This is a genomic window from Microbulbifer variabilis, from assembly GCF_056232115.1.
Genome location: NZ_CP174325.1, coordinates 2,832,766 through 2,852,220, shown reverse-complemented (window position 1 = coordinate 2,852,220; position 19,455 = coordinate 2,832,766). Strand labels below are relative to the sequence as shown.

General features: G+C 48.1%; 23 protein-coding genes. 22 read left to right on the top strand and 1 reads right to left on the bottom strand.

Annotated features, from left to right (window positions below; genetic code table 11):
• The first annotated feature begins 69 nt into the window (after window positions 1-69).
• The 20 genes from ACJJI7_RS12615 (at window position 70) to ACJJI7_RS12520 (ending at window position 10,973) form a co-directional block, all read left to right on the top strand.
• Window positions 70-474: a hypothetical protein gene (locus ACJJI7_RS12615; RefSeq protein ID WP_444902010.1), complete on the top strand. Its 405-nt coding sequence runs from the start codon at window positions 70-72 to the stop codon at window positions 472-474.
• 620 nt (window positions 475-1,094) lie between these two features.
• On the top strand, window positions 1,095-1,421 hold the full coding sequence (locus tag ACJJI7_RS12610; RefSeq protein ID WP_444902011.1) for a hypothetical protein: 327 nt from the start codon (window positions 1,095-1,097) through the stop codon (window positions 1,419-1,421).
• Window positions 1,422-1,522: 101 nt separating this feature from the next.
• On the top strand, window positions 1,523-1,954 hold the full coding sequence (locus ACJJI7_RS12605) for a hypothetical protein (RefSeq protein ID WP_020412371.1): 432 nt from the start codon (window positions 1,523-1,525) through the stop codon (window positions 1,952-1,954).
• Window positions 1,955-2,060: 106 nt separating this feature from the next.
• Window positions 2,061-2,357 (top strand): hypothetical protein, encoded by a 297-nt coding sequence (locus ACJJI7_RS12600; RefSeq protein ID WP_157533390.1) that lies wholly within the window; start codon window positions 2,061-2,063, stop codon window positions 2,355-2,357.
• Window positions 2,358-2,447: 90 nt separating this feature from the next.
• Window positions 2,448-2,783 (top strand): hypothetical protein, encoded by a 336-nt coding sequence (locus ACJJI7_RS12595; RefSeq protein ID WP_157533389.1) that lies wholly within the window; start codon window positions 2,448-2,450, stop codon window positions 2,781-2,783.
• 117 nt (window positions 2,784-2,900) lie between these two features.
• Window positions 2,901-3,311: a hypothetical protein gene (locus ACJJI7_RS12590; RefSeq protein ID WP_444902012.1), complete on the top strand. Its 411-nt coding sequence runs from the start codon at window positions 2,901-2,903 to the stop codon at window positions 3,309-3,311.
• Between the two features lie 156 nt (window positions 3,312-3,467).
• Window positions 3,468-3,803 (top strand): low molecular weight protein tyrosine phosphatase family protein, encoded by a 336-nt coding sequence (locus tag ACJJI7_RS12585; RefSeq protein ID WP_020412368.1) that lies wholly within the window; start codon window positions 3,468-3,470, stop codon window positions 3,801-3,803.
• 76 nt (window positions 3,804-3,879) lie between these two features.
• On the top strand, window positions 3,880-4,053 hold the full coding sequence (locus tag ACJJI7_RS12580; RefSeq protein ID WP_444902013.1) for a DUF6881 domain-containing protein: 174 nt from the start codon (window positions 3,880-3,882) through the stop codon (window positions 4,051-4,053).
• A 188-nt stretch (window positions 4,054-4,241) separates the two neighbouring features.
• Complete coding sequence (locus ACJJI7_RS12575) at window positions 4,242-4,679, top strand: hypothetical protein (protein ID WP_020412367.1); 438 nt, start codon at window positions 4,242-4,244, stop codon at window positions 4,677-4,679.
• Between the two features lie 77 nt (window positions 4,680-4,756).
• Entirely contained in the window at window positions 4,757-5,260 is a 504-nt protein-coding gene (locus ACJJI7_RS12570; protein ID WP_444902014.1) for a hypothetical protein, read from the top strand.
• A gap of 414 nt (window positions 5,261-5,674) precedes the next feature.
• Window positions 5,675-6,100, top strand: a complete 426-nt coding sequence (locus ACJJI7_RS12565) for a hypothetical protein (protein WP_444902016.1) — start codon at window positions 5,675-5,677, stop codon at window positions 6,098-6,100.
• 80 nt (window positions 6,101-6,180) lie between these two features.
• A complete protein-coding gene (locus ACJJI7_RS12560) occupies window positions 6,181-6,501 on the top strand; it encodes a hypothetical protein (RefSeq protein WP_026304972.1) in 321 nt (106 codons plus the stop codon).
• Between the two features lie 133 nt (window positions 6,502-6,634).
• Window positions 6,635-7,240, top strand: coding sequence for a DUF1287 domain-containing protein (locus ACJJI7_RS12555; RefSeq protein ID WP_020412362.1), 606 nt, complete (start codon window positions 6,635-6,637; stop codon window positions 7,238-7,240).
• 137 nt (window positions 7,241-7,377) lie between these two features.
• Window positions 7,378-7,854 (top strand): protein-tyrosine phosphatase family protein, encoded by a 477-nt coding sequence (locus ACJJI7_RS12550; RefSeq protein ID WP_020412361.1) that lies wholly within the window; start codon window positions 7,378-7,380, stop codon window positions 7,852-7,854.
• Between the two features lie 125 nt (window positions 7,855-7,979).
• Window positions 7,980-8,537 carry a hypothetical protein gene (locus tag ACJJI7_RS12545; protein ID WP_353374895.1) on the top strand — a complete coding sequence of 186 codons (558 nt, stop codon included), beginning with the start codon at window positions 7,980-7,982 and terminating at the stop codon, window positions 8,535-8,537.
• 345 nt (window positions 8,538-8,882) lie between these two features.
• Window positions 8,883-9,053, top strand: a complete 171-nt coding sequence (locus ACJJI7_RS12540) for a hypothetical protein (RefSeq protein WP_444902017.1) — start codon at window positions 8,883-8,885, stop codon at window positions 9,051-9,053.
• A 157-nt stretch (window positions 9,054-9,210) separates the two neighbouring features.
• A complete protein-coding gene (locus ACJJI7_RS12535; RefSeq protein WP_444902018.1) occupies window positions 9,211-9,516 on the top strand; it encodes a hypothetical protein in 306 nt (101 codons plus the stop codon).
• A gap of 169 nt (window positions 9,517-9,685) precedes the next feature.
• Window positions 9,686-10,021, top strand: coding sequence for a hypothetical protein (locus tag ACJJI7_RS12530; protein WP_353374892.1), 336 nt, complete (start codon window positions 9,686-9,688; stop codon window positions 10,019-10,021).
• Between the two features lie 117 nt (window positions 10,022-10,138).
• Window positions 10,139-10,513 carry a DUF6334 family protein gene (locus ACJJI7_RS12525; RefSeq protein WP_353374891.1) on the top strand — a complete coding sequence of 125 codons (375 nt, stop codon included), beginning with the start codon at window positions 10,139-10,141 and terminating at the stop codon, window positions 10,511-10,513.
• Between the two features lie 85 nt (window positions 10,514-10,598).
• Window positions 10,599-10,973 carry a nuclear transport factor 2 family protein gene (locus ACJJI7_RS12520; protein ID WP_020412355.1) on the top strand — a complete coding sequence of 125 codons (375 nt, stop codon included), beginning with the start codon at window positions 10,599-10,601 and terminating at the stop codon, window positions 10,971-10,973.
• A 440-nt stretch (window positions 10,974-11,413) separates the two neighbouring features.
• On the opposite strand, the gene ACJJI7_RS12515 is transcribed toward ACJJI7_RS12520, so the two are convergent.
• The gene (locus tag ACJJI7_RS12515) at window positions 11,414-14,143 is read right to left on the bottom strand and encodes a family 20 glycosylhydrolase (protein WP_444902020.1); all 2,730 of its coding nucleotides are present in this window, start codon (window positions 14,141-14,143) and stop codon (window positions 11,414-11,416) included.
• A gap of 493 nt (window positions 14,144-14,636) precedes the next feature.
• On the opposite strand from ACJJI7_RS12515, the gene ACJJI7_RS12510 reads away from it, so the two are divergent.
• Both ACJJI7_RS12510 and nagX read left to right on the top strand, forming a co-directional pair.
• Window positions 14,637-17,993: a chitinase C-terminal domain-containing protein gene (locus ACJJI7_RS12510; RefSeq protein WP_444902021.1), complete on the top strand. Its 3,357-nt coding sequence runs from the start codon at window positions 14,637-14,639 to the stop codon at window positions 17,991-17,993.
• A gap of 220 nt (window positions 17,994-18,213) precedes the next feature.
• On the top strand, window positions 18,214-19,335 hold the full coding sequence (gene nagX / locus ACJJI7_RS12505; RefSeq protein ID WP_444902022.1) for a transmembrane glucosamine N-acetyltransferase NagX: 1,122 nt from the start codon (window positions 18,214-18,216) through the stop codon (window positions 19,333-19,335).
• The last annotated feature ends 120 nt before the right edge of the window (window positions 19,336-19,455 follow it).

Below are 19,455 nucleotides of genomic sequence, written 5' to 3'. Positions count from 1 at the left end.
TTCGCTCCCATTTTCGCGCAAAACGTGCATAAGGTAAGCCGTCCCTGCTGTGGGCGTTAGGCATAAATCATGGATCCATACAAAATTCCAGAATCAGATTTAAGTACAGATACGAAAGTGATGCCAAAAACAATATATTTTGCATTTGGGTTTATTGTGCTTAGCTTTATAATCTTTCTAATTGAAGAGCTGACCTATGCCTCGGAGGAAGGGCCCTACGATATATATAACTATCTATTTATCCCGGTTTGGGCCGGAATTCTATATTGGGTTTCAAGCTCAATCCGAACTAGAAGTGACAATCCGAAGAATACATTTCTAATTCTGGCATTATTGGTTGCAGGTATGAGTATTTATACCCCTTTAGAGGGTATATTCTATATACACGGGTATAGGGGGGGCAGTGTGTTTTCTTTTCGTGTTTCTACTGTTAAATGCAAAAGAGTCAAAAGAATGGTTTTCTTAAATGCCTAACAATACAATCAACGCCCAGCCGGTTGCTGGGCTGGACAGTCTACGCTCCGCTTCGGCTGCCCTTGCTGACAACGTTATGTGCTAAAGATACTATGAAGTACCTATTAATTATTCCCATATTTTTTCTACTTTCTTCATGTGTAGCTGTACCACAGGAGAGTTCTCTGATTGGGCAATGTTTAGAGTTGGTTGAACCTCATAAACTTTGGGAAGGCAGAGAAAGCATATACGCAAGCTCTAGATTGATTACTTCATCGGATAGAGTTCAAATAGGGCCAATGGAAAAAACGGGAGTATCCTTTGTTGCTGGCACACAATTTAAAGTGCAAGGTATCTTTCGTAACAGCAATGGGTCATATGGCCCGTTTCTACGTGTGGTTGTCGAGGCCACCTCTGGCGACAATAAAGGGGTTGTCGCGGATGTGCCTGCATGTGTTCCATATCACCCAAGACCAAGATGGGTTACTAACTGTACTTTAAATGCCAATGAACTTACCTTTAATAATCAGGTGGTACGTACATGCACATAACAAGCGTGTGTTGTTCGCCGTTATCGCGGCTAGGACAGCCTACACTGCGTTTCGGCTGCCCCAAATGCGGGCGTTATACGTAATTGAGATATGAGAACTATTATCCCTCTAATCCTACTTTCTAGTTCTGCATTCGGTGCAGAATTAACCTTGAGTAAAGAGCAAGGCTATGTCGTTCCTGACGGTAAAGTTTGGATTGTTAAAGATGCACCGATCGTCGATTGCCGTGTGTGCACCGCAGATGTCTATCTGCGAGATGAACTTAACAATATCCAAATTAGTGGTGTTACATTTAGCGGGGAATTAAATTTCTCGTTCAACAATGAAAATAACGGTGAGATCAGAATGCATCCTGGCACAGAGGTCTGGTTAGGAGATAGCCGTAGGTTATTGAAAATAAGTGAAGAAGATCTGTAAACGTATAAAAAGGCAAGGTGAAATCGTTCCGCTGCGCTCCACTGGACGCGCTACCGCGCGACTTTGCTTACGGTGTTATGTGTCAGAAGAGTTACAAAGACATGAATGGAAAACCAGAGCTAATCGCAATAGATCATGATAATTATCATGCTCAGCATATCGGAACTACCAAAGACGGGTTACAGTTCTTCCTCACAACTCCTTTTGAGCCTGGTATCGCTGAATATATTGCGTTATTCAAATTTGATGCTTTGGGTAATTTAGTAGATTCAGATATTGAGCCTTTAGGCCCCAGAAGTTCGTTCTCAGTAGATGAAGCAAAGGCAAAGTATTCATCTAAATTAGAAAGCCTCGGAAATATAAGTTTAGAGAGAATTGAAGTTAAGCCTTTTTCTGTAGAGTTGAATGGAACTAAATTCGGGTTAATTGCTATAGAGCCTGAGGACGAAGATGATATTTGGTCAGTAGAGTTACTGCCTGGTAACTACATGGCATTTTTTGAGCCATGGGATAGTGGTGAGTATGACACGTAAAGCGCATAATAAGCGCGTGAACTTCATTCCAGCTCTGCGGGCTTCCACCGGACTGGTCACGCTTCGCGTGTCCAGCCGATTACGCGGGCGTTAGATGTACTCGAAGATGAATGGTATTGACCTAAAGTCCGCAGCAGTAATGATTACTTTTTGTCTTCTAATTGGTTTGGGCATCCAGTACTTCACGGGATTTTACTGGCTAACAGCAATGTTACTGGTAATGATCGCTGTTTTGATTAATGGCCTCATCATCTTCAACGAAGATCTTGATGAAGGAGGGTTCGATCATCAAGAAGGAGTGACTGATACACCTGAAGCCAATGCTGAGCACAGTAAAGCCAATAAAATCCAAGTGGCAACAATAGTTCTACTTATCATAGGTGCAGTGTGGCCTTACATTTAACAAACCAATTAACTACGCGCCTTCGGCGCCCGACAGCTTACATTCCACTTCGCTGCATTCCAGCTGCGGGTTATTGAGGCGTCAAAAGTTATGAAAACTATCGCAGCATTTATTTTGTTTACTCTATCTTCTAGTGCCTCATCAGATCAGGCACTTTCAACAACCGTCAGATCTCTATTAGAGTTTGGGAGTACAGATAGCTTCGTTCACGTCGGCAACAGCACACAGGCAGAATTCAATAAGCGGCGAAGTATTGCCTCATCATGCGCCCTCAACATTCTAGAAGGTGATGCCAAACAACCAATAGGCGATGGTAGCGCTAGCAATCGTGCTCTGATTATCTGCCCTGGCTTTAGAACTCTCGGCATTCGCTTAAAACCTGAAGAGTCAGGAAAATACCATATTTTGGGTTACTGGTCCCGATAAGCTTTTAACAAGTTACTACATCCGACCATCTACACTCCGCTCGCTTTGTGTTGTACGCTACGCTAGCAAAAAGCGACTCCATTCCGGCGGCGGCTGAGCAAAGCGTTAAGGGGCAGAATGAACAACACCATAAAAAACGTATTTTTCTTAGGTGTGACTCTATTAGCTGGACTAGTTTCGTGGGTTTGGGTCGAAATATCGAAAAGTAATGAATTGATCGCAATAGCGAATGATCCTATAGCGTCTGCTAACCGTGGTTTTGAAGAGGCCCTTAGTGACTATCGTCAGGATCACAAGCAATTTGTTGAAGTTTACATTCCCGGCGAAGGGTACAAAGTCCCAGGGATTTCGGAGTCGGCTCTCAAGGGTAGCCTACAGGATTTTGCGCCCAATACTTTCCTTATTTGTGGCACCGGGCTCCACTATAAAAATTTTGCGCTAGGCATAGGCAGCCATGAATACAATAAATACTTTGCTCAGGCATACAATGCGAAGCTACTGGAGCTATTAGCCAGTGAGCGCCCTTAACAAAGCCGGGCAATTTGCTCTGGGCCTGCGGCCCTCCGCGAGACAGCTTACCTTGTGCACATTTTGCGCAAAAATGGGAGCACAGCGACCTGCGCTAAATGTGCACAAGGTAAGCTGCCCCTACCGGCGGCGTTATTCACCAATGGGTAAGGTTCAATGAATTTGCTATTCGTTTGCAGCGAGAATAGATTGAGAAGCCCAACTGGAGAAGAAGTCTTTTCTCAGTATGATGGCATCAATGCTATTGGTTGCGGCACAAATAAAGATGCAGAAACAACTATTAGCGGCGATCTTATTGAGTGGGCTGACATAATCTTCGTTATGGAGAAGTCTCACCGCAATAAGGTAATGAAAAAGTTTAAGGATTTACTAAAGGGTAAGAAGCTAGTTTGCCTGGCAATACCTGATAACTATGACCGGATGGACCCAGTGCTTGTCCGTATTTTGGAAGATAAAGTCTCTGTCCATGTTCGTCTTCAGAAAAATGCATAACAAACGCAGGCACAATCGCCAGCAAGGTGGCTGGATGTCGCTGACGCTCCGCCTGTGCTGCAGGCGTTAAGATCTTATGAGATATATAGACTTAGAATGGAAGCATTATTTCAATGATGAACCTACAAGGTTTGTGTCTGAAATTGGCATAGATGACTACGAAGCAAGGAAATTGGAGTTCTTTCATGATGGTTCGGTTGGCTTTGCTTTCGGATCAACAGAAAGCCTCCATACGAGGTTATGGCACTGAAGTCGTACTGCCTTTTGAAGAAATAAACTCCCAAGATGGATTTCGGGGAAAAACAATATAAAAAAACAATTCGAGTTGCTTTGGCATGAGTATGTGCCAAGTAGCTCTTAATAAGTTCAAGCAGGTGACGCCAAAAATCGGCGCGCCTACTAAAAAGCGTTAAGCTAATTTATCTAAAGGAAAAACTAATGTTAGAAAACCCGTACACTCCGCCGAGCGTAGATTTAGATGAGAGCAGCGAATTGCAAAGGTCGATTTGGTGGAAGATATACTTCTTCTTAATTACGGTTTTGTCGTTTCTTGGTTCTTATTCTTATATTGTAGCGGAGAATTCAGGTATTCCTGAATACCTAAGTCTTTTTAGCTTAGTTATTGCAACTGTCGGATTGTTCGGTTACTGCTTTCTTAAACAAATACTCTTTCCAAAGTTCTGGATGATGTTTTTAGTTCTATATTTTATTTATGGGATTATTTACATGTTTATATCCGAGGTTGATTTAAGAATGGGTATGTCTGAAAGTGAATTTCACATCTCTATAGCTATTGGTTATATTATGTCACTTCCAGGATATTTTGCTCTCTTTAGTTATGGACGAATCAAAAATCCAATATGGTCCAAAGCTTAACAAATTTAGGCAGTGCGGCCGCATTGCGGCCCAGATACACTTCTTGCACTGCAGCCAAAGGCATTAAAGGTAAATCAATGATCAGATCTATTTTCGTATTAGTTTCTCTAAGCATAGTATCTGGCTGTGTTGGTTTGGCTGTTGGTACTTATGGGAAAAACGAATGGGCGAGAACAGAATTCAGCTTAGGGAAAGAGAGAAATCAATTCTCTTTCGAAAAGAGAGCTTCGCCTTATTCAGAGGTTGAAATTGTTGAGCATTGGGGTAGTCCTGATTCTGTAGATCAATTTGAGCAATGCAAAGTACTCATTTATAAAGATGGAACCTCATGGGCGGGTGCTGGAGCATTTATAGGGGTAGTGCCAGTTCCTATCGCGGTACCAACTGGAACGTATAAGAATCGTTTTTATCTTCGTAACAACTCAGTTGTTGGCCTAATTCAAGAATATGGGGAAGTAGATCGTGCTGTTGGCTATACGTGTGGTAGCAATGAGTGCGCTGCTAGCTCTGGAGAAAAGGTTAATGAACCTGAGGTTGACGCTAAAGTGGCTGTAACACAATGGTGTGCCAAGTCCCTTTAACAAACGCTGGCAGTATGCTGCGGGCGTTATGTTTCACGAGGCATCGAGTAGATGACGCTAATTGGAAGTAAAATGAAAAGTGACTTTCGCAAAGAGTTGATACGATCCAACGACGCAATCCAAGAGCCTGACTCAAAACTTCGGAAGGTATTGACTGCCAAAGGCCATAACACTAAAACAGCGTATGTTCTTCACTGGATACCAGAGCAGCTCGAAGATTTATACACAGTGTTAATAAGTGGCTCTTACCTAGTTGATGTAGAGATCGCCAAGTACGACAACTCCAAACCGCCAATAGTGGAGAGAAGCGAATTAAAATCCTACATGCACGGGCTAAGTAAAAGTAATCAAGTTAGGTTAGCAGTGGCAAAGGACTTAGCATGCACAATAACTTAACAAGTTTAAGCGCCTACGGTGCAGGTGCTAAAAGCGTTAGTTGCCCAAGGAGAAAAAGCTATCAATTTGTCAGATCAAGAAAAATGCTTGTTAGTAGAGTTAACCGATTTTGGAAAGTCGCTTCCTGAGTTTATCTCTGAGATTCATTCTGATAATCTTGAAATGAGCCTAGTAGCTAAATTTGAGCTGGCTATTGAACTTTTAATTTCTCTAAATTCGAAAGGCTTGCTGGCTCTGTATCAGCTAAAGCCGGACTCGAAGGTTCCGTATTCACCAGAAAATACAAGGACTTTGGATGGGTCTGACTTGGTAGAGTTCATTAATGATCCTTGGAATTGGTCAAACTCATATTCAAGAGATCGCAATTGGCAGTATAAATTAGCACCTACTGTCCATGGGGAGTCTGTTCTGGATGATATATTTCGGCTAAAAAAAAGCAACTAACAAGCGCCGGTGCAAATACGCGCTTCGCGCTTTGGACTCGCAACAAGTTGCTCGCTTTTTCGGCAGACACTAAATAGCCTATGAAATATTTATGCACCCTGATAATGGTTGTTTTTCTTTACTCTTGTGAGTTAGGTAATGAAGGGCCAAGAAGAGTTGAATACTGGAAGGCAGAAATAGAATCTATCGAGTCACGTAGGCTGGAAATTGGTTATCTAATGGTAAAATACAAAGTGTTTGAGCCTATTTTTAACTCTTCTGAAAATACATTAACGATTGTAGACTTTGGTGAGACTGAAGGTATTGTCTGTAGTAAATGGCACTATATCATCACATTCAAGGCGGACTCTAAAGGGGTAGTTGCTAAATCTACAATAGAACAGGTGGGGACATGTTTGTAGGCCAGCTATTTAACAAAACCAAACTGGCTTGCCCATCCCCTTCAGGGCTGGGCTGGGCAGTCTACGCGGCGCGCTTCGCACGCAAACGCTCTGGCTGCCCCTATTGGCAACGTTATATCTTTAGGAAGCTAAGATGCAAAGAAAAATTCTGATAGCTTTGTTTTTCGTCTCTTGCTCCGCAAGCGGCGCCACATTTGAAACGGATTTTGTTGAAGCCGCCCATGAAAGAATAAAGAAAGCGGTCACATATGATGGTCGTTATATTTCAATCCCATACCCTGGAGGGGACGTTCCAGAGAATATAGGCGTATGCACTGATGTAGTTATTCGATCCTACAGAAGATTAGGAGTGGACCTTCAGGTTTTGGTCCATGAAGATATGCGCTCTCATTTTAGCTCTTATCCGTCGAATAGAATTTGGGGCCTAAACAAGCCAGATAAGAATATCGATCATCGCAGGGTTCCTAATTTACAGGCATTCTTTAAAAGAAATGGCAAAGAGCTTGCAGTTTCAAACTCGGCAAATGACTACAAACCAGGAAATATAGTAACTTGGATGTTGCCAGGTAACTTACCTCATATAGGTATAGTCACCGATACTATTCATTCTGAATCTGGAAATCCTATGATTGTCCACAATATTGGGCGCGGTCCTGAGCTTGAGGATATGCTATTTGAGTTCAAAATAACCGGACACTACCAGTATGTCCCTGAGAAATATAATAGGTACAGGCCATAAATCTACAGCCCTTCGGGCCTCCGCGGGACGGCTTACCTTATGCACGCTTTATGCTGGTCCCTCCACTCCCATTTTCGCGCAATAAACGTATAAGGTAATCCGCCGCTGCCGCGGGCGTTACGTACCTCAAGGAAATTATGCTACCCACCACATATAAAGTAAAAGATATTGGAAATGGTGCTTTGTCAGTCATGGCAAAGCCTGTTTCTGGCGAATGGATCGAAGACGAATTCCAAGGACTTGCTCGTCTAGGCATTGATAAAATTGTGAGCCTTCTAGAATTATTCGAGCAGCGTGAAGTTGGATTGGAATCAGAAGAAGAACTTTGCCAAAAGAATTCGATAGAGTATGTTTCTTTTCCTATACCCGATCGAGGTCTTCCAGTTACAAAAGATGCGATAGAACTAGCTGATCAACTTCTACATGAGATTTCATTAGGTAAACATGTCGTAATTCATTGTCGAGCAGGCATCGGTCGCACTGGCATTATTGCCGGTGCGGTACTGGTAAGATCGGGCCTCACTTCACAAGAAGCGCTATCACTCATATCTCAGGCCAGAGGTGTTCAAGTACCCGATACAGAGGGACAAACAGAGTGGTTAGGATTGGTTTAAAGTGTCGCTAAGCAACAAGTGGATGATGTTCGTTCCAGCCACAACATGGCTTCCACCGGACGATCCACGCTTCGCGCGGTCCGCCCAATACCCATAGCGTTATACTTCAATCAGGGAAAATAACAATGAAAAAAATAATATCGATAATTTTTGCTATTCTGGCTATTTCTGGATGCAAAACTACGTCTGTAAAAAATGACATAGATGCAGCGTTTCAGATTGCGCACTCAGAATACTTAGGCAAAAAGCTATATGATGCTATCCGTTCGGAAGATGGAAGCTTGCCCTACACGAGTAGAGAGCAAGATCTTTTAGATATGTCTATAGATCTTGTGTGTGACGGAAAGTACAAGGCTGTATCTGTAATAGATGATAAGTTTGAAACTGAAAATATATATTTTGTGTTAAGCCCAGAGAATGATTCCGGTGTTCAATTTGGTCGTCACTTGAAATTCAGATTCAAACTAGGTACAAATGATATTGTGGATGTGTCCCCATCCACAAAAACATGCTTATTGGTTCATGCTGAGGGGGATAGCATCCCCTTCTCTACACACTTTATTTCGAACGTGCCAACTGAATTTCATGTGTTTTTGAGCCTTCATCATGGAAAGCCAATTTATGTAAGTACCTCTACCGGCCTATGGAGTGTAGAAGCGGGGAAGGCTAGCTTGGTAAAATAAAGCGTAACAAATCGCTACAGACCGACGTCTAACTTTATGCACTCTATACGCGGTCGCCTCGCCCCTATTTTTGTGTATAAAGCGGCCAAAGTTTGCGGCGGCTGAGCGCGGCGTTATACATTTAGAGAGAATAATATTTGAAAAATAACGTAGAGCTGTTGCAGGAAAAGGAATTAAAATCCAAGATCAAAAGACTGAAGCGAAAGAAGGTTCTTAATGATCTCGGATCAACTTTAATAACTATTTTCTTGTTTCTTGGTATGATTCTGTTTACTGTGTATGGGCAATGGATTCTTGTTGGCTCTCTAGCAATATTATTTTTCGTCTTTTCAATTGGTATTGTCAGTGATTAACTTGACGCAAGAAAACCAGTATATCAAGGAAATGCAGCAGGCAGCCAACTTTACGCACTTTTTGCGCAGTCGATTACGGCGTTATGCGAAGGGAGAAACAATGAATAAAGGAGTGACTGATACACCTGAAGCTAAAGCTGAGCAAGGTAAATCCAAGCGGTAATAATGGCTCCACTTATCATTAGTGCAGTGTGGTTATATTTAAAAAATCAATTAACTACGCGCCTTCGGCACCCGACAACTTACATTCCGCTTCACTGCGCTCCAGCTGCGGGTTATTGAGACGTTAAATCTTTAGTCGTAATAATTATGAAATACTTATGAAACATATTTCGCTCTTTACATTGTTGTTAACAATTCCACAACAATCTTTAGCGAGTAATTATCAAAATGCTAGCTTAGATCGTATCGCCACTACAGATACTGGGACAACAATATTATGGTCCTCTACTGGTCGGGGGGATTCTGCAATCAATTCATGTTCAACGGGCACTGGAGTTTTAGCTTTTGATTCAAAAACTGAAGGCGGAAAATCATTGCTTTCAATTGCTCTTGCAGCTTATATGGCTGGAAAAAAGTTAGTGTTTCTACAAGTGACTCGGATTGTCTTAGTGCTGTCGGATTGACTGCTGTAGTGAAGCGTATTGATATCCATAAATCATCGTATATTATGAACAGGATTTAACAAGTTTAGTAGCATGGACCCAAAAACTCCGCTTGAACTTTATGCGACTACATACTCGCACAAAACCCGGACTTCATATTCGGCCACATGCAAAAGGCATTAAGTTTCACATGAAGAGAAAGCCTAGAGTACTGAAGAAAATCCATAGGCGTTGGTTGGAGTTAGCGATTATTGATCTTAGTCAAGATCCTACATGGCGCGAGCGACTTTTTAACTCAGAGTACAATAGCGAATTCCCCATTGATTCAGAAAATTGTGAGGGGTTGTGGCAACCGGCACTCAAAGCCCTTGGTAAGTACGGCCTGGAGTATACAGTTAGTAAGGTTCCAGAAAATCAGGTAGTTGAGCCTTGGTTGGCAGAGGATGGTCTCGCAGTATTTGAGTTCAAAGCTAAAAAATTCCCTACAGTGTGTATGCAAATAGGTAACAACCCTGATGTTATATAGAGCTAACCAAAAACTTAACAAAGTCAAGCGCGCTCGCCAACAAAGCTGGCTGGACCTACACTCCGCAGCTTCTCTGTTCCATTTCGACCCATGCTGGTGGCGTTATAACTCTCGAGGGTGGATGTGAAACTTTCAGAGTTAGTCGAGTCGGCCGGAATACTTGAAGAGGTTTCATCATATGGGCCCCAAGAACTGCCTGGCGAAATAACGCAGATATTGCTGAGGTTTGAGCACTCGAGTTGTGTATTCTGTGTAATCGATGACACGGATGAAATCTGTCTAAAGAGTTTCGAGGAAGGCTCTTTATTGGCTGAAAGGACTTCCCCTACAGTGTTTCACAAATGCATAGGGAATAAGCTAACTTGGGCTTGGGAAATGAGGAATAATCAAGGCTATTCTGATGCTCTAAAGTTTGAGTTTTCTAGCGGGGTCTCTGTTGAGTTAGTTGTCATGGCGTCATCGATTAAGCAGTACTTAGTAAGTGAGTTATAACAAGGTGCTGCTACAGAAGATTTACTCGCTGGCGCTCCCAAATAACCGCAGAGCACGGCGATAGGAAAAAACTGGAGTTTTACACATGAATACAGAGCTTGGTAAAGCAGTACAAGAAGCAGAAACAAAGCTACGGAATGCGATGTTGGATTCTGATTTAAATGCATTATCAGCGCTTCTCGCTGATGATTTAGTTTTTACAAACCACCTCGGCCAATTGCTTACCAAAAGAGACGATTTATCGGCACATGAATCAGGAAGACTTGATATAGAGTCAATCAATATTTCAGAAAATAGTATAAAAATACTGGGCAATACTGCTGTAGTTACCGCTCGAGTACAAATATGTGGAACATATGATGGCAATCCAACTAACGGAGATTTCAGGTTTACGCGTATATGGGCCAATCAGGATAATAGCCTTCAGGTTAAAGCGGCTCACTCATGTACCGTTACCTAACAAAAGGCTTGCAACACGACCCGGCCTGCAATCCTGCCATGCTTTGAACTTACAACGCTTTAGTGGACAGTAAATTTAGTATCCACTAAAGGGGGTCCTTATGAGGCAAACTTAAAGAAGAAACTATTTCCAATACACATCTGAGTTCAAATAGGTACTCGTTAGGTTGGCAAATCATAATTATATCCAAGTCACCTATATTTCCGAGGCATTAGATATACATCCGGTCCTGATCTATCGCTGGCGCAAGGAGTTTAATGACGGTAAGTAGGATGAAAAGTCGAAAGTGAAAAAGAGTAAACCGGTCGGACCTACAAAAATAATCTGCATCAGAACAGTCTTGAGCCAAGGAATGCACTTGCAAAAATTCGGAAATTGGAAAAGCAACTCAAACAGCGTAAGAAGGAAGGGCCCCGTGCTGAGGCCCAAGAGTTGGAAGATTACAGTGTCTCTTCCACAACACTGAAAGATACAGCGCGACTGGCGCGGCGGCCATCGGCGCTAAGCGCTCGAATGGCATCTACTTTCTCTGCTGGTGTCTCGGATGTGATGGGGCGCCAGGATTCACCATCATAGTATTCGGTGACCAGCCCTGGGAGGGCCTGGGCAACTTTTAGATATCCTTCATCATTCAACGCCCCAGGCACCGGGATGCGATACCCTACCCCGGTAAGATCCAGCTTGAGTAGCTCTTTGTGCCCCACCGCGGCAGCAAATCCTCTCCAGTCCGCCTCCAAAGCGGCAACATCAACGAGACCACTCTCAGCAGAAAACTCCTGCCCCGGGACCGCATCCAACTCCCAGGACGCCTGGTGCCACGCCCGCTCGGCCAGGGCCAGCAGCCGCGGGAATATCATATATTCCACCTGCGCATCGGTGCGCACCACTTCGCTCCACAGATTACCTTGTATACCGCGTACGCTGTTGGCAAAGCTTTCATCTGCCGCTTTCGCCGACCAGGCATTGCCATCGCGATCAGTAGATACTTCTGCCAGTTGGGCCGTGACCAGGGGGGCGTAACTGAAGGTCTTACGTGTGTCGGTATGGCGTGACGCCCAATAGTAACCAAGCTCCTTCGGATCGACCTCGTAAGGCATATCGAAGTACAGAAAGTCGGAGTGAGACTGCACCACGTCAAATCCGACGGCGGCGAAATGCGAGCTTTCATCACCACCACCCCAGAACAGCGGGGCCCAGGAGTTGACATAGTTGTTTTCTGTCGCGAGTTCCTCGCTGGCATCTTTTACAGCTTTAACACCGTCATTCCATGCGCCGAGCGTGGGAATCCCGGTATCATGGACCAGAGAGGCAACACGGCGCGCGTAGTAGCTACCCAGCTCCGAGATGTCCGCAACCGCGCCACTGGCAACCAGCTTCTGGCACTGAGGGGAGCCCGACCACGGCTGCTTGCGAGCACCAGCGTCAACATCTCCTTTGGCGGGGTCCTGCCCTGGCGCATCTTCAAAGCTGTCACCGGCGAAAATATTGACGGCCTCATCGCCACCGAAATGCCAGCTTTGCAGCGGATAGCCTGCGCGCTCGTGCATCGCCTGCACCTCAGATATCACTTTGCCCACAAACTGGTAAGTGGAGTCGATGCAGGGGTTAACGTAGCTGTCGTCGTAGAACTGGACCGACAGGAAACGGCTGTTGTCTTCTGCATCAATCAGTCGGTAGCGCGCAGCCGCTTCCGGATCTGATTCCACCAGTCGGCGATAACGCGCCTCCATCGACACAACCGCAGCCCGGGCATGGGCGGGCATATCGAACTCGGGGATCACCTCGATATGACGCTCACCGGCATAGCGAACAATCTCGATATAGTCCTCGACACTGAAATGGCCGCTGCCATTGTTATCCGTATTAGGGCCAGAGCCCAACTGAGGTAACAGACACTGGTTCTCCTCCAGGTCGAAACAGCGGTGAGAACCAATCTCAGTGAGTTCTGGCAGACCGGGCACTTCCAGGCGCCAGCCTTCGTCTTCAGACAGGTGGACGTGGAAACGGTTGAGTTTATAAGCCGCCATCTGGTCGAGCAGCTTGAGCACCAGCGGTTTGGTATGGAAGTTACGGCCTACATCGAGAAAGAGCCCGCGATGGGGGAAACGCGGCGCATCCTCAACCCGGGCTGTCATCAGCGTGCCGGCGCGTACATTGATCAGGCCAAGTAATGACTGAAGTCCATAGAAGGCGCCCGACTGGTTCGCGGCGGTTACCAAAGCGCCTGTCTCACCCACCTCAAGCCGGTAAGATTCTGCAGTATTCGCAGACAGCTTTGTATCGATCACCACTGATACGGGATAGGCTCCGGCGCCTTCACCAACGAGGCCAAAGGCATCCAGACGCTGCTTTATAACGTTGAGGGTCGCCGTCGATAACGCCCCCCCATCTACAGAAAGACCCGCACTGATATCAACAGCAATACCACGACTTTCGAGCTTCAGGGGCTTGGGGATAATACGGGACTGCCACTGATCACCTTCCTGAACACCACGCCGGGAGAATTCCTCAAACCGACTGGTTGCGGTCGCCAGGACATTGGCATCCGTGGATGCCCGCTTCCAATTATCGGAGTGGTTTTTCTCAATCGGCAGAACCAGTTCGGCAATGCTATTGGAGTCGGTGGATTGGATAACCTGTGCCTGTCCGTTCGCATCGACGGTAAACAGGCGCGGCATAAAGTCGGATTCGAACTGGAACCAGTACTCGGCGAGAAAATCCAGCTGCAGCGTCTCCCCTTGTGCCAGCCCCGGGAAATGGGCCAGAGGTACCAAACGGTGCAGATCTCCCTTGACATGCTCCAGGCGCAAATCGTCACGGTTCATCAGCGCCAGGGTACGGCGCACACTGTGGAAGTAGAGACTCCATTCCAAAGCACCCGGTGCCAAAGCGGCCTCGCCGGCGTTGGTCAGCGATATCCGGTAGGTCGAGCAAATTGCCCCGCTACCGCCTTCGCGCTTGCAACGCTCTGCAAGTTCGTCGCCGGTCGCCTGGTAGTTGGTGAGCACTTCCAACTGCACCGAGAAATCTTCGGCAATCTGCCGGGCCGAACCCCGTTCCGGATTGTCGTGCCCACCGCAACCCGTCAGGGCGATCGTCAATCCCAAGGCCAGGGAAAAGACTGAAATTCTTAGCTTGGTCTTATTCAGGGAGGGGATGGCGCAAAGCATGGGAGTCCTTTTCTATTTGTTATGGCACCAGTGATTGCAGGGTCCACAATAACGAAAAAGACAACGCTGTCAACAACACTTCCATTTAACTTTGTTATTCCTGCGCCTCCCTTACCGGCTGGCGAGCTGGTCGGTGAACCGTAATGATCACCACCGGTAAAGCCCCTCCTCGATGCAGAAAAGCAACCTACCAGTACCACTCGTTTTCACCCCTTGATTCAGGTTGATCACACCGTATCTCCCCGGGGACAAGACGCAATGTCTTGCCTCAGTCATATTCTCTTAATGTTCCGCTTTGATCGTGATACGGGTCTCATATCAACTCCAGTGGCGGAACTTTCATTTTAATTGTCTTTACCCCGTAGTAATTCTTCCCTTTCTGCATTGCGATTCCCTATAAGCGATGATATTTTGACAGCGATGTCATTTTGGCAATCGCGTCACCTAACTGCCGATGACCAACAACAAAAATAACTTACTCAAGGTGAACCCAATGAAACACTTTCTCGCGCTCGGCAGTCTTGCCGTGGCGATCTTTGCCGCAGGCCAGGCGCATGCCGTGGACTGCACAGGCCTCCCGGACTGGGATGCCGCAACCGCCTACAACGGCGGTGCAGAAGTCCAGTACAACAGCAACGCTTATCGGGCCAACTGGTGGACACAGAACCAGAATCCGGAGCAGTTCTCCGGCCAGTATCAGGAATGGACGCTGCAAGGCGCCTGTGAGGGTGCTGTTGACCAGCCTCCAGCCGGCTCCATCACCGCCCCCACCAACGGTATGACATTTAGCGAAAATGACAGCGTTATCATTACCGTGGACGCGAGCGATGATAGCCAGGTCGTCAGTGTGGAATTTTTCGTCGATGGTAGCGCTATCAGTACAGATACCAGCGCACCCTGGCAGGCCAGCTGGACCGCCGTTGCCGGCAACCCCGTGTTGCGCGCACGCATAGTGGACGACACGGGACAGGACGCGTTCACCACGAATGTCACCATCACCGTGAGCGGCCCACAGGCCCCAGTCATCTCGCTCGACAACCCGATAGACGGTACGCAATTGGATACCGGTGCGACTGTATCCCTCACAGCCAGCGCCAGTGACGCAGATGGCAGCATCACTTCGGTAGAGTTTTTCGTCGACAGTAACAGCCTGGGGAGTGACACCAGCGCACCCTACGCGATCGAGTGGACAGCGACCGAAGGCAGCCATGTCCTGTACGCAACGGCCACCGACAACGATGGCCAAAGCACTCAATCAGACTCAGCCAATATCAACGTCACCACACCCGATATCCCGCCAACCGTAACCCTGAATAATCCTGTCGACGGTAGCGTGTTTGATGAAGGCACCAGTGTCAGCATCGCGGCCACAGCCAGCGATACAGAAGGTGCGATTTCCAAAGTGGAGTTCTTTGTCGCCGGGCAGAAAGTGGGCGAAGATTCCAGTGCGCCGTTTAGTATCGATTGGGTCGCCACTCCCGGCAATGCCTCCATTTTCGCGAGAGCATTCGATACCGCTAACCAGTCCACTGACTCCGCGCCGGTTTCAATCACCGTAAACGGTGAACCCGTAGCGGGTGACTTCCCCTGTCGTCCCGATGGCTTGTTTACCAGCCCCGGGGCGGCACCGGACTACTGCGATATTTATACCGCAGAAGGCCGGGAGATCATGGGGGCCGATCATCCGCGCCGGATCATTGGTTACTTCACCAGTTGGAGAAACGGTGCCAATGGACAGCCCACCTACCTGGTGAACGATATCCCCTGGGACAAGATCACCCACATTAATTACGCTTTCGCCCATATCAATGACAGCAACGAAGTATCCGTTGGCAACACCGCCGATCCCGCCAACCCTGCCACCGGCATGACTTGGCCCGGCGTCAGTGGCGCAGAGATGGATGCGGACTTCAGCTATCAGGGCCACTTCAACCTGCTGAGCAAATTCAAGAAGCAGCATCCTGAAGTGCGCACCCTCATTTCCGTCGGTGGCTGGGCAGAAACCGGTGGTTACTTCAACGAATCTGGTGATCGTGTTGCCAATGGTGGTTTCTATACCATGACTACTAATGCCGATGGCAGCATCAACCATGCCGGCATTGAAACGTTCGCCAACTCCGCTGTGGACTTTATCCGCCAGTATGGCTTTGACGGCGTCGATATCGATTACGAATATCCCACCTCAATGAACGATGCCGGCAACCCGCTGGACTTTGGCATCGCCAATCCGCTGCGCGGTTCTCTCATGAAATCTTATGTGGAGCTGATGCGTGTATTGCGTGAAAAGCTGGACATCGCGGGTGAGCAAGATGGCACCCACTACATGCTGACCATCGCCTCGCCGTCCTCCGGATACCTGCTGCGCGGCATGGAAACCATGCAGATCACCCAGTATCTGGACTACGTCAACATCATGACCTACGACCTGCACGGCGCGTGGAATGAATATGTGGGCCACAACTCCGCACTGTTCGACAACGGCGAAGATCCGGAACTGGCCGCCGCGAGTGTTTACTCCACTTCCCAGTATGGTGGTATTGGCTACCTGAATATCGACTGGGCTGTGAAGTACTTCCGCGGATCCATGTCCCCGGGCCGAATTAATATCGGTATTCCCTACTACACCCGAGGCTGGCAGGGCGTGAGCGGTGGCAACAACGGCCTGGGCGGCTCTGCCGCACTGCCAAACCAGTCCGATTGTCCGACCGGTACCGGCGGCTCTGCCAAGTGCGGTTACGGTGCCATTGGCATCGACAACATGTGGCACGACCTGGACGAAAACAGCGTGGAAATGGGCGCGGGCTCCAACCCTATGTGGCATGCCAAGAATCTGGAAAATGGCATTCTCGGTTCCTATGTCACGGACTACGGGCTCGATCCAGCAGGCGACCCGGACGATGCGTTTGTCGGCACTTACGTACGTAACTACGATGCCGTGTCTGAAGCGCCGTGGCTCTGGAACAGCACCAAGAATGTGTATATTTCCACAGAAGACGAAGAGTCAATGGACGCGAAGGTACAGTACGTCATCGACCAGGGTGTCGGTGGCATCATGTTCTGGGAACTCGCCGGTGACTACGACTGGGATGCCGCCAAAGGCGAGTACTATATGGGCTCCACCCTGACGACCCTCGCCTACGACAAATTTGCCAGTGCAGTGCCCTATCGCGAGCAGCGCAGTGATCGCGTAATCCCTTCTGAAGCGATCGATGTGGGTATCGAAATTTCCGGATTCAAACTCGGCGACCAGAACTACCCGCTAAACCCCAAGCTGTACATTACCAATAACACCGGTGGTGTGTTGCCCGGCGGTACTGTATTTGAGTTCGATATGCCGACGTCGACATCCAACATCATTACCGATCAGAGTGGTGCCGGTCTCGAAGTCATTGAGGACGGGGCCAATTCCGGTGGCGGCAATGTCGGCGGACTCGAGAACGAATTCCACCGCGTGCGCTTCGCCCTGCCGGGCTGGCAGGATCTTGCCGATGGCGAGACCTGGGATATGACCATGAATTACTACCTGCCCGTTTCAGGCCCTCAGGCCTACACAGCCACCGTGAACGGTACAACGTACGCACTGGCATTCGAGCATCCGGAACTGCCTCTGGCGACGCCTGCGGGTAGTGGCGACGGCGGCACTGGCGGAGGCAGCGGAGGGACCAGCTGCGCCGACGCCGGTATCGATACCAGCGGACTGGTGACCTATCCACAGTGGCCCTCTGGCGATCACGCCAGCGGCGGTCAACAAATCATTCATGATGGCAGCGTATACCGAGCAAAGTGGTGGACAAATTCGGTTCCAGGAAGCCCCGATGGCAGCTGGGAATTTGTCTGCAACGTGAACTGAGTTTTAGCGGGGGCAGGAAGCCCTCCGTTGTTACAACAGGATGTTGCCAATTTCTCTCTGAAGACGTTACAGGTTATTACTCCTGTACTTGCCCCGGTCTCCGGGGCCTTTTTTTTGACCAAGGAATTTTTCTCATGCTCGTAAGCGCAACTTCCCGAACTGCACGCACAACAATGACCGCCTCGCACTCATGAATCCTGGTACGGAATCAAGCGGTAGCATGCAACAACAGACCAACTACTCTCCCACTAGCCACAGGCGCCTGGCATCCGTCGATGCCTTGCGTGGCTTTGATATGTTCTGGATTATTGGGGGCGAATCCCTGTTCGCCCCGCTGCTGTCCCTGACCGGGCTCGGTGCTTTTGCGTGGGGACAGGCACAGATGCAGCACAGTACATGGCATGGATTTACCCTGTATGACCTGATCTTCCCACTGTTTATCTTTCTTTCCGGAGTTACCCTCGGTCTGGCCAATAAAACCTTGCGGGGCCAGCCACCACAACAACGCCAGAGCGCCTACAAAAAAGCGATCAAAAGACTGCTGATTCTTGTGGGGCTCGGAGTGCTTTACAACCACGGCTGGGGCGCAAGTGTTCCCCCCGACCTGTCCGAAATACGCTATGCCAGTGTTCTCGCCCGCATTGGCTTTGCCTGGTTCTTTGCCGCACTGATTGTCTGGCACTGTCGCCCCATCGCCCAGTACCTGATTTTTGCGGGTATCCTGCTTGGCTACTGGCTCCTGCAACTCGGACTGGGGGATTTCAGTATCTCGGGATCAATTAACGCTGCGCTAGACCAATGCTGCCTGCCGGGCATCACTTATCAAGGCAAGCCGTACGACCCTGAAGGGCTGCTGTCTACCCTGCCCGCCGTCGCCAATGCCCTCGCCGGCGTTTTTGCCGGCCGCTGGCTGCATCTGCACCGAGACCAGCCAGGCAAACTGCTCAGGGGATTGTTCCTCGCCGGTATCACCCTAAGCGCACTCGGCTGGACCTGGAACCTGGTTTACCCGGTGAATAAAGATTTATGGACGGGATCCTTCTCCCTCGTCACCATTGGTTGCAGCCTGCTGTTCCTCGGTTGCTTCTACCTGATTTCGGATATATGGAAGTGGCGCTGGTTTACCACTCTGTTTGCCGTGATCGGTTGCAATGCCATTCTGGTGTATATGGCCAGCAGCCTGGTGAACTGGACCTACACAAGCAAGAGCCTGTTTGGCGGCATTGCCTCTGTATTTTCTTCTGCGGATGCCGGGAACCTGGTGATTGTTATCGGTGTGCTGGCGGTACAGTGGATTATTCTCCACTGGCTTTACCGTCGAAAACTGTTTGTCAGCCCCTAGGGAGCCTCCATCAGGCTTTGCTCCACTCCCTGCTTGCGACTTCCACAATCAAAGTACCGGTCATACGGGATAAAAATACTGCTACTCATATTTATCAACACCCATAATTACAATAATTCA

Excerpts from the sequence above, each read along its gene's own strand:
- ACJJI7_RS12605 (WP_020412371.1), top strand. The coding sequence starts at position 1,523 with ATGAATGGAAAACCAGAGCTAATCGCAATAGATCATGATAATTATCAT.
- ACJJI7_RS12555 (WP_020412362.1), top strand. The coding sequence starts at position 6,635 with ATGCAAAGAAAAATTCTGATAGCTTTGTTTTTCGTCTCTTGCTCCGCA.
- ACJJI7_RS12560 (WP_026304972.1), top strand. The coding sequence starts at position 6,181 with ATGAAATATTTATGCACCCTGATAATGGTTGTTTTTCTTTACTCTTGT.
- ACJJI7_RS12510 (WP_444902021.1), top strand. The coding sequence starts at position 14,637 with ATGAAACACTTTCTCGCGCTCGGCAGTCTTGCCGTGGCGATCTTTGCC.
- ACJJI7_RS12615 (WP_444902010.1), top strand. The coding sequence starts at position 70 with ATGGATCCATACAAAATTCCAGAATCAGATTTAAGTACAGATACGAAA.
- ACJJI7_RS12580 (WP_444902013.1), top strand. The coding sequence starts at position 3,880 with ATGAGATATATAGACTTAGAATGGAAGCATTATTTCAATGATGAACCT.
- nagX (WP_444902022.1), top strand. The coding sequence starts at position 18,214 with ATGCAACAACAGACCAACTACTCTCCCACTAGCCACAGGCGCCTGGCA.
- ACJJI7_RS12520 (WP_020412355.1), top strand. The coding sequence starts at position 10,599 with ATGAATACAGAGCTTGGTAAAGCAGTACAAGAAGCAGAAACAAAGCTA.
- ACJJI7_RS12515 (WP_444902020.1), bottom strand. The coding sequence starts at position 14,143 with ATGCTTTGCGCCATCCCCTCCCTGAATAAGACCAAGCTAAGAATTTCA.
- ACJJI7_RS12545 (WP_353374895.1), top strand. The coding sequence starts at position 7,980 with ATGAAAAAAATAATATCGATAATTTTTGCTATTCTGGCTATTTCTGGA.
- ACJJI7_RS12570 (WP_444902014.1), top strand. The coding sequence starts at position 4,757 with ATGATCAGATCTATTTTCGTATTAGTTTCTCTAAGCATAGTATCTGGC.
- ACJJI7_RS12610 (WP_444902011.1), top strand. The coding sequence starts at position 1,095 with ATGAGAACTATTATCCCTCTAATCCTACTTTCTAGTTCTGCATTCGGT.
- ACJJI7_RS12535 (WP_444902018.1), top strand. The coding sequence starts at position 9,211 with ATGAAACATATTTCGCTCTTTACATTGTTGTTAACAATTCCACAACAA.
- ACJJI7_RS12600 (WP_157533390.1), top strand. The coding sequence starts at position 2,061 with ATGAATGGTATTGACCTAAAGTCCGCAGCAGTAATGATTACTTTTTGT.
- ACJJI7_RS12585 (WP_020412368.1), top strand. The coding sequence starts at position 3,468 with ATGAATTTGCTATTCGTTTGCAGCGAGAATAGATTGAGAAGCCCAACT.
- ACJJI7_RS12590 (WP_444902012.1), top strand. The coding sequence starts at position 2,901 with ATGAACAACACCATAAAAAACGTATTTTTCTTAGGTGTGACTCTATTA.
- ACJJI7_RS12575 (WP_020412367.1), top strand. The coding sequence starts at position 4,242 with ATGTTAGAAAACCCGTACACTCCGCCGAGCGTAGATTTAGATGAGAGC.
- ACJJI7_RS12530 (WP_353374892.1), top strand. The coding sequence starts at position 9,686 with ATGAAGAGAAAGCCTAGAGTACTGAAGAAAATCCATAGGCGTTGGTTG.
- ACJJI7_RS12595 (WP_157533389.1), top strand. The coding sequence starts at position 2,448 with ATGAAAACTATCGCAGCATTTATTTTGTTTACTCTATCTTCTAGTGCC.
- ACJJI7_RS12550 (WP_020412361.1), top strand. The coding sequence starts at position 7,378 with ATGCTACCCACCACATATAAAGTAAAAGATATTGGAAATGGTGCTTTG.